The 15,541-nt window shown below is 48.1% G+C and carries 13 protein-coding genes; 3 read left to right on the top strand and 10 right to left on the bottom strand.

Going from position 1 to position 15,541, the window contains the following annotated elements:
• Window positions 1–25: 25 nt before the first annotated feature.
• Window positions 26–193, top strand: a complete 168-nt coding sequence (locus F8N82_RS04695; protein WP_010224101.1) for a DUF2897 family protein — start codon at window positions 26–28, stop codon at window positions 191–193.
• 207 nt (window positions 194–400) lie between these two features.
• Here F8N82_RS04695 and F8N82_RS04690 read toward each other — a convergent pair whose 3' ends face one another.
• Window positions 401–721, bottom strand: a complete 321-nt coding sequence (locus tag F8N82_RS04690) for a ComEA family DNA-binding protein (RefSeq protein WP_038994058.1) — start codon at window positions 719–721, stop codon at window positions 401–403.
• A 414-nt stretch (window positions 722–1,135) separates the two neighbouring features.
• On the opposite strand from F8N82_RS04690, the gene F8N82_RS04685 reads away from it, so the two are divergent.
• Complete coding sequence (locus F8N82_RS04685) at window positions 1,136–1,729, top strand: hypothetical protein (protein ID WP_150776952.1); 594 nt, start codon at window positions 1,136–1,138, stop codon at window positions 1,727–1,729.
• A 144-nt stretch (window positions 1,730–1,873) separates the two neighbouring features.
• Window positions 1,874–3,568, top strand: coding sequence for an LTA synthase family protein (locus F8N82_RS04680; RefSeq protein WP_150776951.1), 1,695 nt, complete (start codon window positions 1,874–1,876; stop codon window positions 3,566–3,568).
• Window positions 3,569–3,620: 52 nt separating this feature from the next.
• Here the strand turns inward: F8N82_RS04680 and F8N82_RS04675 are convergent, their stop codons facing one another.
• The 9 genes from F8N82_RS04675 to F8N82_RS04635 all read right to left on the bottom strand — a co-directional run bounded on the left by F8N82_RS04675 (window position 3,621) and on the right by F8N82_RS04635 (window position 15,451).
• Window positions 3,621–4,886, bottom strand: coding sequence for an O-antigen ligase family protein (locus F8N82_RS04675; RefSeq protein ID WP_038994056.1), 1,266 nt, complete (start codon window positions 4,884–4,886; stop codon window positions 3,621–3,623).
• Between the two features lie 26 nt (window positions 4,887–4,912).
• Window positions 4,913–6,292, bottom strand: coding sequence for an undecaprenyl-phosphate glucose phosphotransferase (locus F8N82_RS04670; RefSeq protein WP_038994055.1), 1,380 nt, complete (start codon window positions 6,290–6,292; stop codon window positions 4,913–4,915).
• Window positions 6,293–6,897: 605 nt separating this feature from the next.
• The gene (locus F8N82_RS04665; RefSeq protein WP_038999219.1) at window positions 6,898–7,815 is read right to left on the bottom strand and encodes a glycosyltransferase family 2 protein; all 918 of its coding nucleotides are present in this window, start codon (window positions 7,813–7,815) and stop codon (window positions 6,898–6,900) included.
• Window positions 7,816–7,901: 86 nt separating this feature from the next.
• Window positions 7,902–8,996, bottom strand: a complete 1,095-nt coding sequence (locus F8N82_RS04660) for an acyltransferase family protein (protein ID WP_038994054.1) — start codon at window positions 8,994–8,996, stop codon at window positions 7,902–7,904.
• A gap of 61 nt (window positions 8,997–9,057) precedes the next feature.
• Window positions 9,058–10,245 (bottom strand): O-antigen ligase family protein, encoded by a 1,188-nt coding sequence (locus tag F8N82_RS04655; RefSeq protein WP_038994053.1) that lies wholly within the window; start codon window positions 10,243–10,245, stop codon window positions 9,058–9,060.
• Window positions 10,242–11,396 (bottom strand): glycosyltransferase, encoded by a 1,155-nt coding sequence (locus F8N82_RS04650; protein ID WP_150776949.1) that lies wholly within the window; start codon window positions 11,394–11,396, stop codon window positions 10,242–10,244. The genes F8N82_RS04655 and F8N82_RS04650 overlap by 4 nt, the downstream gene beginning before the upstream one ends.
• Before the next feature lie 102 nt (window positions 11,397–11,498).
• Complete coding sequence (locus F8N82_RS04645) at window positions 11,499–12,728, bottom strand: oligosaccharide flippase family protein (RefSeq protein WP_038994051.1); 1,230 nt, start codon at window positions 12,726–12,728, stop codon at window positions 11,499–11,501.
• Between the two features lie 17 nt (window positions 12,729–12,745).
• Window positions 12,746–13,819, bottom strand: a complete 1,074-nt coding sequence (gene wecB, locus F8N82_RS04640; RefSeq protein ID WP_038994050.1) for a non-hydrolyzing UDP-N-acetylglucosamine 2-epimerase — start codon at window positions 13,817–13,819, stop codon at window positions 12,746–12,748.
• Window positions 13,820–14,092: 273 nt separating this feature from the next.
• Entirely contained in the window at window positions 14,093–15,451 is a 1,359-nt protein-coding gene (locus tag F8N82_RS04635) for a Wzz/FepE/Etk N-terminal domain-containing protein (protein ID WP_224793795.1), read from the bottom strand.
• Between the last annotated feature and the right edge of the window lie 90 nt (window positions 15,452–15,541).

Raw genomic sequence — 15,541 nt, 5'->3', positions numbered from 1 at the left:
ATTTGCTGTTTAAAAGGAGAATTTCATGCCCTGGTACGCCTGGTTGATTCTGGTGCTCGCGATTGGCTCCATCGTCGGTGGCCTGATGCTGCTGCGCGACACCGCGAAAAAGCTGCCCCTGACCGAGGAGCAGCTTAAACGCGTGCATGAGCGTAATGCCGAGATGGATGCCAAGGATGCGCAGGATCGTTGAGCCGCTATCTTCATTACAACATTCGCATTCTGCAGCGCTTCTTGTGGCTCACCTCAACTTGGCCCACAGTGAAATCGGGGCGCGCGCCCTGCCAAGCCCGTTCAGGGTTGTAATCGCGGGTACAAGCATCGACGTGCGAATCATAACTCTCTCGCTACTTCCAATGAAAAAGCCGGCCACTGACCGGCTTCTCACACCTCCTTAATGCTATTTGACGGTGAGTTTATCCCGATTGCGATCCAGCAAAGCTTTGCCGATACCCTTGACCTCCAGCAACTCATCTACTGTCGAAAAGGGGCCGTGTTCGTTGCGGTAGGCGACGATAGCTTCAGCCTTGCTCCTCCCGATGCCCGTGAGGCTGGATTGCAACGTTGTTACGTCCGCTTTATTCAGATCCAGAAGACTTGCCTGTTGCTCAATGACAGCAGTCGGCAGTGGTTCAGCCATGGGTTGTGTCGCAGCATTCAAAGGCAAAGAGGCACTGGCAAACAGAGAAAGCAAGAGATATGGCAGGACGGTATTGCGCATTGATGAGACTCCTCGGGAAATTGATTAAGGCAGCTTTTCCATGGCTGCCCTCGAAACTTAGAACGCCTGGCTTCAGAGTCAAAGCAAGCAGCCCAGCGGAATAATTACCAAATTAAACGGGGGGCCAGTGTGCGACCCGTAGCCCCTGAAATTCGGTCTGTCGTCCCGGGTGACGGCACAATCCCAAAGCGTTTCCAACTGTAAGCAACCGTACAAGCCGAACGTTGACTCTGCCCCTCAACTACCAAGGCGCCGCGTAGACAGTTCCCTGACATGGCTGCAGCCTTTCGTCGGAAATCTCTCAGGAGTATGAAAAATTCCTACATTTGCCAGGCCGTTTGCTTGGGAGAGAACAGCGTTTTCCCATATCCAAGTGATAGAATCGCTCGCATTCTCAAAAAGGAGAGGACAGCCATGAAGGCTTGGGCCCTAGTTACTATCAGCGGATTTCTGAACATACCGGCAGTTTGGGCAACGCAAGATGCACAACACATGAGTTCGTGGCGTCTCGAACCTGAGAGCTTTATCGGTTTAAATTTGAATGGCGATTTTCTCAAGGAAATCCCCGAGTGCACGCCTAAAGATCTGCGTAAACCAGCCGAAAGCCTGTGCCGGGAGTTGACTGAACTCAATAATACTTACTCACTACAAGGTGAGATCCCTCTTGGAGGAAAAAAAAGTAATACGACAGTCCAGCTAAATAATGGAAAAATCCAACGCTTAATTATTTCAGGTAACGCGAAAAACATACACAACCTTAGCGAAACACTTACAACCATTTACGGTGATCCGACAACCTGGGAATTACGCCGTCTCGAGTCAAAATCCGGCTATTCATTCGCAAGCGAAGTACTGACCTGGAGAGGTCATAATATCTCCATGAAACTTCAACGAAATAACGACAACATCAACACCTACTCAATTATCGTCATCAACAAAAATAACACTCCCGACTCCGTAACAGAGAGTAACGACACCATGCCTGGTGAAAAAACTCCTACATTATGATTCAGCACCCATGCTTTCACCGTGTTGAATGCTCCCAACCCTCATAAGCCATTTCCGAATGGCTTAAATACCAAAAATTCTACTTTACCGTTTTACAACAATCAGTATAATTTGCGGCCTCGTCTCACTGGGAAAAGGCCGACCGTGAAAGCAACTGCAAAAATTATAATAGAAACACTTTGCATCCTTGTACTTTTTGGAACACAAATTCTACTTGCAATTTACTTGCAAAACTTCACACTCTATGCCGATGAAACCTTGAGACTGTTTCCCCTCCTGGTTTCCTTAACCCCTGTCGCGCTTATCTATTTGCTCGCACGCTTCGCCTTCCCCCCCTTGCTGACTACTGCACTGATTTCAACAACCTTGATGGTGCTGTCCCTGGTCAACAACATGAAGTTGGCCCTGACAAACGACCCGCTATCGTGGAGTGATATTTCTTCTACGGCAAATGCATCAGTCATCTGGCATTACCTCAGCCTTCAACACGTAGGTATATTGCTGGCGGCGATAGTACTTTGCATTTTAGCGCTAAGGATTAACCCCTATAACATGCTTTCAAAGCACGGTATAGCGTTAAATCTGACGGCCTGCCTGCTTATCGCCCCGATCGCTCTATGCTCCTACAGCGACCTCATCAGCCAGTCTTTTGCTGTACAGACAGACAAGCTAAGTAAAAAGCTAGGGGTGTACTATATTTCGTGGGATTGGCCAGTAAATATTGAGCGAAATGGCTTGCCATTACACTTGGTTCATACCAGCCGAAGAGCGATCCCCGCCGAGGCCACGGATGCACAAGCCAGTGCATTTACATCATTGCAAGCTCCCGCAATCGCTGATAGTAGCCGCCCGAAAAATATAATTTTTATTTTATGCGAAGCCTGCTGGCATGATGAGCAACACTTCAAGTCAGCATTTACACCGTTGGCTAATGCAGGATTCAAAGAAATACGTTCTGTATCTCCTGTTTACGGTGGCGCCACCGTAAACGCAACATTCGAACTTCTTACTGGATTACCGTCAGCCGGCGCACTAAGTGGCGTTATTTACCAAGAGTACGCGCCGCTTATTTCGAACTCTGCTCATACGCTCCCTCGTTATTTAAGGGCTGCAGGATACAATACGACTGAAGAACACAACCATGGTAAGCAATTTTGGAAAAGAGACATCGTCTCGCCGAAATTTGGTTTCGACAAGTTCGTCGGACTGGAAGATATGGGCCAATCGGTAACTATTAACTGGGCCGATGACGAAATTTTATTTGACCACGCGTTCAATGAACTTCAAAAAAACCGATCCAATTTTATGTTTTTGACCACCGTATCCACACACGGTCCGTACCCATTCATCGATGACTACGGTCAAGGTTACTATTTAAGCAAGTTGTCCCACGCAATTCAGCGGGTTGCCGCATTTGCAGAAAGAGTAAAGGCGTACGATAATAATGCTCTAATTATGGTTGTAGGTGACCACAAACCAGCACTGAACACGTTTTTCTACAAGGAAGGAATATTTTCCAAGGACCAGTTCGAAACGATTGGCGAGACGAACGGTGAATTCACTTTCTCCGCTAACTCGTCCCCGGAAATACGCGGCGACGTACCCGTTTACATAATGGGAAAGGACGAAGCACGCATCAGCCAATTTGTTGAAAAGTCGAAAGGGAAGCCATTTTTCTGCTTATCGCAACTACTGGATAACGACTTCATCAACTCAGGCGTGCCGGCATATAATTTCGCCAAACAGAACTCTATTTGTGCTAACGGAGCGAGGATGGGGTATAAGGCGATCGTTTCACTCTACCCGGACTGGCTCTACTCCCTGTCTATTTTGAAATAACACAACGAAAATTGCTGACTTGAAACCTCCTCATCCTTGAGGAGGTTTACCATCAGTATGTGGGTGTCTGCTGACTGGAGCCACTTTCGCCTTCAGAGCGACTTTGAGCAGCCAGCAAAATGCCAACGGGCAACCAGAACAATGTCCAATAGTCGCCGGGGCGGGTAAATATTCTCTCGACGTCCGTCAGCAAGGCGATTAGTGCAAACACCAAAGCCGGTAGCGCAAGTCGAACCCAGACGTTATTTCGTAAAATCCAGGCTTTACGGAAAACTGAGAACACACCGCCGCCCAGCAACAAGAGCGAAACGATACCGCTGTCATATACTTGCTGCAGATAGAGACTGTGGGCGTGGGGTGAAACAGTTACACCGTTTGACCAGCGGAACTCAAATGGTGTCCCCAGGCCTTGTCCGAATATCCAATGACCTGACATGACGTCAAAATAATACTCCCAAATCGGTCCGCGCCCCGATAGTTGCCTCTGCTCAAGCTCGACAAGCAGTTCTGACGAGAATGACACCACCAGCAGCAGCACCAATACAAAGCCGACGAGTAACAAGAACCACCCCAGCTTAGACTTCTGCAATACAACGACAAGAATACTTGCACCCACCAAAGCAAACCAAGCGCCCCGTGTGTAAGTAAGAAGAACATAAAGCGTCAAAATAATAAAAATGCCAAGCCAAAGGAGAACCTGCCTAAGCTTGGCCCGCTGCTCCAACGCTAGCCCCAGCGCCCAAACGGCCAACGCACCATGAAATATTCCTGCCGCTACTGGCCAACCATAGTTGGCAAAATTCCCAATGCCTAGGCGATCAATCCGATAGGCTCGATAAGCAAGCGGCCGATCAAGAATACCAAACTGATAAATCAGGCTGGCTAATGCCCCCATTGCAACCATGAAAATCCCGGCAAGCAGCGCTCGCCTCAGAAAAACCTGATTTTGAAGCATCAACCAGTAGATCGCCAAAAGATAAAGCGCGATTAACAATCCCCGCTTAGCCAACGAGAAAGCACCAGTCTCCGCCCCCTCCGCCCATATCGTGCTAAGTCCAACCCAAAAAAGAAAGGCCACCCATGGCAAGTACTGCCACGCTGGAAATTTGATGCCCCGCACGCAAAGTCCATGCGCCAAGAAGATCAGTGCAGGCAAAAGTAGCCAGATGTAAACTTGAGCATTTCTAGCGCTACCGGACTCTATCCAGACTTTGCCACTTATTTGGATAAATAACCCAATCGCCAACATCCACACCAGCAGCCGTGGCCACCGGAGTCTCTCGCTGCCTTTATTCCACCAGAGCATCATGCCTTTCATAGCTATCCATTACCGTTAAGCCGGAGTCAAAATGCGTTTTTATTGATGAATCCTTTGAAGATCGTCAGAAAAATAATCTTCAAATCAATCCACAATGACCAGTTATCGATGTACCACAAATCGTACTCGACACGTTTTTGCATTTTTTCCAACGTATCAGTTTCTCCACGGTAGCCACTGACTTGAGCCCAGCCCGTAATCCCGGGCTTGACCTTGTGCCGCTGCATATAAGATTCGACGAGTTCTTTATAATATTCGTTATGTGCCAACGCATGAGGACGGGGCCCGACAATCGACATACGCCCTTGCAGTACGTTGAAAAACTGAGGCAGCTCGTCAAGGCTGGTACGGCGAAGGAACGCCCCAATTTTCGTAACCCGTGCATCATTACGAGAAGCTTGAGTCACGCCGCCCTCGCTGTGGACGACCATTGAGCGAAACTTATAAACTTTAAAACTCTTACCATTGATACCGGTGCGGTACTGCTTGAAAAGAATGGGTCCCGGCGAAGATAACCGGATACTCAAGGCAATCACCATACATACCGGAAGAATCATTAGACTGATTATTCCTCCGATCAGCAAATCCTCAATGCGTTTCACTACACGCGCCGGGCCATCCATTGGGCTGCAGCTTAGATCCAGCGAATACAGCCCGGCGATATGGCTGACTTTATGATTGAGCAAGCGGATATCGCCCCATTCAGGAATAAACCGTACGGCCACTGTGTGATGACGCAACGCATAAAGTATTGAACGAATGACACCGCCTTCACTCAAGGGCAGACAGAGCCAGACCTCATGCACACCCAGTTCATCAACTTTTGAGACTAGCCTTTCCATCCAGCCGTCTTCTTGACTGAATGCCAAACTCTGAGAAATACGAAAACCATCACCTTCCAGAGCCCGACCGTTGTTTAACTGACTCGCGGACTCCCCCCCCGAATCAACCAACAATATGCTTTTAAGGTTTCGTCCAGCACCGCGTACACGGCGTAGTATGAAAAACACCGACAACCGTAAAAGCAAACAAAACGTCCCCCCCAGGAACAGCATCGCAGTGAACCAGATGCGAGAGTAATTACCCGAGACCTTCAGGAAAAAGGTCAGGGACAAAAGGACTCCCGCCGCAGCTAACCAGCAGACAATCAACATGCCCAGTTGGTGCCAGAGCGATTGCCCGCGTTGAGAACCGTACACTCCGCCGGAAGCCAAACAGACGACCACGACAATAGCGGTGAGCATGGTCGCTGTGTTATAGCGACCGGTCATGTCAAAGTGCTCAAAACGATAATAATAAGCACACAACCCTGACATCAGGACAATAATCATGTCCATCAAAGCGACGAAAAACGGTACTGGATAACGCTCAGCAAATGTTGGTTGGTATCGGTGGTTGACTTGCATGTCTTTGAATAGGCCCCAACTTTTAGCAATAATAATTTTTAATCAGTGCGCTAAGCTGTCAGACGATCACCCTCGTTACGTCTGAACACAAGCACCTAAATCATTCTCCTAATAATTAGGTACTAACTTACCGCGCCAAGCCCAGTGCGAAACTTCAAAACCTCCATTCACCGGAGCAGTACCTTAGAGCCAGCCAAGCTCGCTCTCCCAGTCCACCGCTTTCAGCGACGGAATGCCTTCCGCACTGAGTTACGCCGAGCGTTGCACATTCGGCCATTATGACCCAATTCAGGGTCTTCATCCATGCCTGCACTCAGCCAAAAAACCGGGCATGCTCCGACGAGTGGGCAATGCATGCAGCTCAGAGCAGCTGAGGCCACGGAGCGCTAGGCTAGGGTAGATAACAGCTTTTGCATAGGGATCAACAGGCGGGGCTGCGCCTGCGAGTTCTCGAGCGAGGAAAAGGCTAACTGGCGAAACCGATAATTAATATCTTTACCCGCCAGCCAACTTTCAGACCAGAGCTAATCTATACGCCGCAATCGCATCAACGGGTCGACGCAGAGCGCTAAATAAGCCGCCCGTTCAGAGCGGCACCCACCAGCCTAAGCAAAAGGCCCCTGCCAATAGCGCTTGTGCATGCTGAGTTTTCTCTTCAGCTCAATAGGCAGACTCTTTTCCTTTTGCCCTAGTTTATAGGCAGCGAGTTTAAGCGCATTGCGGAGCAATGCCGCAGGCCACATATATATACGTCGAACACCCAGAAACTTTAATTCTGACTTCACGTAACGTAATCCTTCACCACCGGCACCGCCGAAAGTCTCTCGAATCCAGGCCTCACGCGCATGAAAAACCCCTTGATCGAAGTACCGACAGAACTCTTCTTTTAAACTATAGTTATGAGAGTGCCGGCAAACAGCACTACCGCTATAAGCCACCTTCCAACCGGCTTGTAGCATCTTTGCGGCGACATACATATCCTCAGAAAGAATGACATGCTGTGGGAAGCCGCCGACACTCAACAACGCACCTCCTCGGTAGGCCGAAAAAGAATTCGACATGAAGGGGGTTTTGATTCCCAAGACCCCAGCATCAGCCAATGATTTAACCTTCGACTCATCCGGGTAGTTAAAATGCCGAGCATGCTGTGAAAGCAAATCCGCGTTCAAATGAGGTAATTGTTTACCACAGACAGCAGCAATCTGCCCATCGACGAAAGGCGCCACAAGATTTGCAAGTGCCCGTGGATCCTCAAGATAGGCATCTTGAGTGAGAAAAATGTAAACGTCGTAGCTTGGATTGTTCGCCACCATCATCTGTCGGGTGCCACCGTGATTAAACTCAATCCCCGGAATAACAGTCACGTTTTCAAGTTCAGCCTTAGCCAACTCCTGCGTACCATCGCTGGAGCTGGAGTCAACGACGAAAAGATCGAAGCGGCCATGCTGACTACGTATCGACTTCAGCAAACGGGCAAAATCTTCACGACCATTGTAGGTCGGAACAATACACGCCACTCGCAACCCGATCTTTTCATCAAAATATGAAATCACAATTCAGCACCAATATAATAAAATTTCGGTTACATCCAGCAGTTTTTCGTCGCCTATCATGTGGGCCGTGTTTTTCCCTTCAGCGATAGTCGGCTTACAAGCCAATCGACACGCCCCTTGATATTTTTTGCGACCCTTCCCCCGAAAGCAATGGAGCGCTCTTCAACCAAATACCAAGAGAGGTAACCAAGTACGATACATACTACAATCGCTGCCACCTGATTGAAACGAACCCCCAACTCAAGAAAATGATACGCTAGCATTTGCTGGACCGGAAAGCCCCACAGATAAATCCCGTAAGATACATCTATCTTCGGTTTAATCGCCAACAAAAGCTTTGTCCCCGAAAGGTACAGAATTGTCAAAAATATAGCGATGTATAGAAAGTACTTAGAGAATGCTGAAGCCGCGCACGCGTAGAATACTATCCAGCCAAAAAAGACAACGCCGGAATGAAGCTCGAAGGAATCTTTATACAAAGCCAACAATGCCCCGAACGCAAAGCATTGGACAAGTATAGGCTGATGGAAGATAGGGTGCATGGCGTCCGCGCTGATAAAATGCTGACTTATCAACAGAAACACTAACACAAGTGTTGCCAAGAATTTATCTCTAAAAATACCGAGCAAAAACATCAGCAACAGCCCGAGATAAGCGCCTACTTCGTAGTAAAGTGTCCACAGCGAGCCATTAACTGCGGCCTCGTAAGGCAATTCAAAAAACACCCCAGGCAAATAATAGCGTATATCCATAAGAAAGTTAGAGAGAATATAGTCAGTCACTTTAAACTGGCTACTTGAAAAATACTCAACTGGAGAAAAACTGGAGTAAATCGGACCAATCACTAACGCACTGACGATAACAACCAACATGAACGCCGGCCAAATCCGGAAGAAACGCGAACAAACAAAAGCGATAGCGTCCCGCCGGGATAACAGACTGTTGGTCACCACCAACCCGCTGATAAAAAAGAATATTTTTACTGCCAGAGAGCCTGAATAATCATACCCTAATAGTCGTTCGACCCAGTCGGAATACCCGAACTGTGGTGTAATAGAGTACGCATGCCCATAGATAACCATACAGGCCGCAACCATGCGAAAAATATCCAGATTGTTCGCATTTCTTCCCAACAATTCACCTAGACGCACGGAGTCACCACTAAGGAATATTTGAAATCAATAGGCATTTTTATAATTTCCTCGAGCATGATCACTCCTGCCTCATGGCCTCGACTGACGCTCTGAAACTAGCAGGGCGCTGGATATCAAGCGACCTCAAAAAAAGCACGCCCAAAATGAATGGTAAAACCTCAGTCGACTGGTACACCAGCGACTGAAAAATGAAGGCCAAAAGGAAAAATCTGAAAACTCGCTCTTTCGAGAAAAAATACATATACCCAAAAAAACAGAAAAAAATAATAGATCCAACAATGCCAAAATTAATCAGATTTTGCAAAACTGCAGACTCAACAACATAAGAGTCTGCCCCAACCAGGTTAGCGGTTAGGTTAGTAGCGATACCAAAATTATTCCCAAACCACCAATCGCCGCTGGAAAAAACCTCAAGACCATGACGCCATGCTTCAATTCTGTCGTCATTGCCCACGCCCTGCTGATCGAAAGACGATGAGATCCTTTCAATGAACAGTTCAAGGAACCCTGATGCCACCATGGCCACTATGCCAGTCAATAATGAAAAATAGAATACCAAAAGACCTTTCAAACTGAACCTGAAGCCGTTCGTCAGAATGTTGTAAACTATCAAAAATGAGAAGTGTGCGAAAACCAGCATCATCCCCGAGCGCGAGAATGCGAGAAAAACGCTCGAGAACGCAATGAGTGAAACAAAAGTCACTCTTTGATTAATCGCCTGTAAAAAAACGCCCAGCATTACCATGATCAAAGGATAGTGCAGGTAGCTTCCGGTCAATGATGAAGGCCGAGCAAGATCGACTGGTAAACCATAGGCTGGCGTTGCTCCAGGCAAATCAATCACTTTGAATTCTTGCAATGTCGCCATTACAAAAAGAACAAGCACTAACGCAGATACCGCACGCTCAACTTTCCTGAGGTCAACCGACTTTACTTTTATCGAATAAAACATCAGAAAAAAGAACGAGATGGCGATGGGGTAAGCTAAATAAAACCCATAGGCTGAGTCAGCCCCATCTGCCAACGTAAAAAGCAACGACGCTATCGAACTAATGACGAAAGCTATCGATATGATAATTGCTGCTGGTCTCAGAACCAGTACCGGCCGGCAACTTGCATAGAAACAAATAACAAAGAAGAAGAAGCTACCCAATGAAGCCAGGTAAGAAAGCGATTTTGGAAGAAAACATTCCGCCAAGCCCCTCGAGCATATGGAGAGAAGCGCGAAGAACAGGGAATAGTTCATCGCCCCCCCCCCTCCACCGCTATCCCTGGGAACTGTTTAGCGATAGAACGGTAGTAACCAATGCACGTCGACTGCCAATAATTATTAAGCACCGGGCCGGACGTGAACTGCTCAAGGCATAGCAAAAACTCAGATGCTATTTTTCCGTCTTTAATATAACTCCGACCACTCTGATCAATGACTACGCCGGTATGGTTTTCAAAGACAAACTCGGCCTGCGGAATTACCGCATTAGTAATCACCGGCACCTGAAAACAGAGATGCTCATAAAACTTGTTAGGTGCCGCATATTTATGCAAGAAAATATCGGGATCATAGTACATCCATGAAAAATCAACTTGCTCGTATAATCCTTCCAGTTGATCCCCCGTATAACGCCCGACATAGGTAATACTAGAACAACGCAGCGCCTGTTCTTCTATATAACCTTTGAGTGGTCCATCCCCCGCAACCAACAATTTTACCCTGTCGGGATTGGCGCATACCAGCCCTACTATCAAGTTAAGCCCGCGACTTGCATCCAACGTTCCAAAATAGCCAACAGTCAATGTACGTGGCTTCTTTACTTGCTTTAACAGGCCAGTATCACGCCCTTCATTTTTGGTAAAGGAGGGCATATTTTCAATAATAAAGCTTTTCACATTCGCAGTATCAACGCCCAGCAAGTCGTGATAATAGCGCAGTCTGCTCTCATGAGGAAATACAGCCAGGCTAGCCCTATTAATGAAGAAAAACTCTACTTTATCAATTAATTTAGAGCACGGGATCTTCTTAAATCGCGCCTGCGATGCGGGATCTACCACATCGAAAATCAAGGTTGTCCCTTTAAAAAAACTCCCGATCCAGACGGGGACAAATGTATCCAGATCCATGCAGACACATATGTCTTTCCTACCGATCTTGAAGAGCGAAAAAAAGAAAAGATACAGTAGGTACAAAGGATATTTTATTGCCATCCAGCCACCATCTTTGGCCAGTGGGAAATTGATAATTTCTTTATCTCCGGCTGCACTACGCTCTTTTTTCTCCCACGTACAGTAAGTTGCCTTTGAAAAAAAAGCTCCATTTCTCAGGGTGCGCGAATCCGCCACGAGGGGCAGCCCTCTGAAAATATACGCCTTTTTTTCTGAGCCCACAGTTTCAACATTCATAATCCACAACTCACTCTAAAATCCCCACACTGCTTATGCAACAGGTCGCACAAACTACCAAGCCGGCCCCTGAGCGGTGGCGTACTACCCGCACGATCTGACTCAACGTCGTTTAACCATAATAATGTGCATGATGTTCAGCACAAGGAGAATTGACAGAACGACCTCTGAGATCAGAAGTGCTTGAGCAACCACCTTCCCTGCATCCGTGTGTAGTTGAAGATAAATAACCAAAACGAATATGATTGCAGCAACGTTGAAGCTGTATGCATATCGCGCAGCGGCACCTGACGCACTGAGTGTCTGTATGCCCGCAACATTATTGAAGACACTAAAAAACACCCAAGCCAGTAGTAACCCTAAGTAGGCCATTCCCTCCGCAGGGATTTTGAATATCCCAAACCAGATCGAACTGGAAAAATAAAAGACTGCAATAGCCATGGCACACAGGGACAACATTGCCGCCCCGGTAACCCCTACACTTCGCAGGCCCTTTTCAAAAGACTGTGAGAACATTCTGCTATTTAACGGGTAGAACGCCTGGCTAATCGGAATAAATAATCCAACAATAGCCTTTACCACACGTTCGACGGCGGCATAGATACCTACAACAGCCGGATTGGTTGAAAGCCCTAACCAGAACACGCCACCGTTACTTAGCAGCATCGACAGCATTGTTGTGGAAAATATATGCCACCCGGCTGAGTATTGTTTTGCCAGATCCCGCCTGGAAATCGTCAACGCCCAGTTAAGCCGTCTAGATGCAAACCAATAACCAAATATCAACGGTGGAAAAACGGCCACAAAATGCAAGAGGAAAATATCACTCACCTGCGACGTACTGTTTATCACCGAAAACGCGAGGATCAGGAAAACCACTCGCCCCAGTACGTTGAAAAGAGAAATTTCTCGCAGTTGCTGGATACCCTGGAAATACCAGTTCGGAATGAGCGCAGTAAACACGCCTGTTGCAGCAACCACTAGTACCGGTTGAGCGCTTTCCGCCATAAAGAAATAATAGGCTAAGGCCAAAACCAACACGCAGGTGGACAGCAGTAATTTTGCTACTGTCACCTGAGAAAAGATTGCTGAAATTTTTGCAGGGCTACCGTCCGAGGCAGCGATGTCACGAGTACCTGAAAATGAAAAACCGTAATCCACAAAGGTCTGTACGTATAACATGGCAGCATACCAAAACGCATACTGCCCAAACCCCGCGATCCCCAGCTCTTTCATAAAATGAAACATGACAGCCAAAGGAACAACATAGTTAGCGCCCTGCACCAAAATCAAATACAAGGCGTTCACTGCACCACGACGGTACTCCTGCATACGACGCTCCAACCTACTTAAAGAGTCAAAAGCGCTTCGCATATACGAGCACAGGCTGCACCATCCCCATACGGGTTATGGGCACGGCTCATCGATTCGTAGTACGACTGATCGTTCAACAAAAGGCTTAATTCGCGGACGATATTTTCACTGTTTGTCCCTACCAACTTGACAGTTCCAGCAGCCACCGCCTCGGGGCGCTCAGTTGTATCGCGCATGACCAGAACCGGTTTACCCAAGGACGGAGCCTCTTCCTGAATACCTCCCGAGTCAGTCAGAATGATATGGGAACGGCTCATTAGATAGACGAAAGGCAAATAGTCCAAGGGCGCAATAAGATGAATGTTGTCAATCCCGGTCAGCAGCCGATTGACGGGCTCGCGAACATTCGGATTTAGGTGGACAGGATAGACAATATCAACTTCCGGATACCGCTGGGCCACCTCAATGAGTGCCTTGCAGATACGCTCGAATCCGTCACCAAAGCTCTCACGACGATGCCCCGTTACGAGGATCAACTTTCGAGATGGGTCAAGGAACTCCGAAGGCGCCGCTGCTTCGGCACGCAAGTTAGCGTCTTGGCCAAGGCGCTCCACCACATCCAGCAGGGCATCAATGACGGTATTGCCAGTAACAATGACCTTATCTGCTGGAATCGCCTCCCGGAGCAAGTTATCCCGAGAGGTCTCCGTGGGAGCAAAATGCAAGTTGGCAAGGACGCTGGTCAGTTTACGATTAGCCTCTTCAGGCCAAGGAGAGTATATGTTCCCGGTACGCAATCCTGCCTCGACATGCGCAATCGGAATTTGCTGATAATATGCAGCCAAACTTGCGGCCAGTGTGGTCGCGGTGTCGCCATGGACCAACACTACGTCTGGGCGAAACTCTGAAAATACATTTTTCAGGCCTTGCAGTATCGCCGTTGTCACATCGCTCAGGTCCTGGCCCGGCTTCATGATATTCAGGTCATAGTCTGGAGTAATGGCGAACAACCCCATTACCTGATCGAGCATCTCCCGATGCTGGCCGGTAACACAAACCTTTGCGTCAAAACGCTCATCCGCCGCCAGCGCGAGTGCCAGAGGGGCCATTTTTATGGCTTCTGGACGCGTACCAAAAATACAAAGCGTTTTCACTCAAAGTACTCCTTCAATCAGTGTGATGCAGCCATTCTACAGAAAACAGATGGCGTAAATTGCGTTTGTTCAAACAGATGGAATAGGTGCTTTGGGTTGAATCGGTTTCGCTTCTTGCCCTACCCACACCGATGAGCACCAGGCTCTGCCCCCTCCTGGAGCATTCACAACGCTCGCCCAGCCAGAAGGAAGATACCAACTCAACTAACCCGAGTTGGCCGAAGATTCTTACAGCGCATTGCTGGCAGGCCCCTTGATACCTTGGCTTGGCTCATTCACAATCACCTGAGACAACACCTGAGGGGCAGCAGGGAGCTCTCGCATACGTCGCAACACTGCGAAATGGCGGAAAATGGCAACCATCATTCCCAACAATCCGCCGATAAACAGTCCTAACGCAATGAGCAAAGCCTTATTCGGCTTGATTGGGCTGACAGGCTCAATAGCCCTTTGATCAATATTGACTAAACTGAGATGTTGCATATCAGTACCGATATTCATCAACCGGATACGTTCCGCCCGCAGTGATTCGATACCTTTAAGAAACACATCTTCATTTTCTCGCTGCCTCAACACCTGAACCTCTCGGTTAGTAGTCAACAGCAGCAACTCTTTACGAATTTGTGCGACACGTGGGTCAGAGAAGTCATCGGACGTACGCTGACGCAGCACACGCCGTTCCGCTTCAAGCGCATCGGCCCCCATAAAATACAGCGGAAATTGCTGGTTATTAACTTCGGTCCGGATGATGTTACCGTTCGATGGGCTCTCGCTGGCCATTGAAGACGGTGTTGATGGCTTTTTCAACCCCAGAGAACGAGCGATGTTAATCGCTTCATCGAGCTGAGCGACACGGTCATCGCGTTGAATCTTGAGTTGCACGCGAAGCGCTTTAAGCTCATCAACTAATTGTGCCCGCTTGAGATTATCGCTTTCCAGCAAGACAGCAATTTTGCTATCCTTACTTGATTCATACGCAGCACGCGCAGCCGCCAACTTGGCATCTACCTCGGCCAATCGGTTACCTATAATTACCTTAAGGTCGTCGGCAATTTGTTTGCGCTCGTTCTCGATAGCATATTGAACAAATCCATTAAGAATCTCTTCACCCTTGACCCCTTTTGGATAGCGCATTTGCAACCCAATAAAAGAGCTCAACAAATCAGCCTTATTAGGATCGGGTTGAACCAACTTTAGAGAGCTGCGATTAAACTCTGCAAAAACTTGCTCAGGTGTTTGGCCGGGACGACCAAATGCCGTGAACAAATCAGGGTTCGCGCGAAAATAATTAAGACGGGTTTCGTAAGAGTCCAGTGCAGCACCTACCCGTACCAGAGCGCCCCCTGGTGGCAAAGAGTAGACTTCTGAGCGATTCAACGCATCAAGGTCATTGAGTGCAGCCGGGCGCAGGACAGTGCCCACTTCGTATTCTGGCGTAGTAAGAAATGCATAGCCACCAGCAATAACACCCACTAGCAAAGCTGCTGAGGCAATTAGCTTTTTTTGCCGCCAAATGGACTGGATCATTGCGATTAGGTCAGTTTCGTCGTGGGCAACAACATGAGGTACGCGAGAAATGCTGGTCACACCAAAAGCCTGTCGATTGAGTTAGGAGCTCGCCCACGACAGGCCAAGGTACGCCGCCATCGCTACCGACTACGGTCCCCCAACAATCCC

This window comes from Pseudomonas fluorescens (assembly GCF_902497775.2).
GTDB lineage: Bacteria > Pseudomonadota > Gammaproteobacteria > Pseudomonadales > Pseudomonadaceae > Aquipseudomonas > Aquipseudomonas putida_F.
The sequence above is the reverse complement of the archived record's forward strand: the minus strand, read 5'-3'. Positions and strand labels throughout refer to the sequence as shown.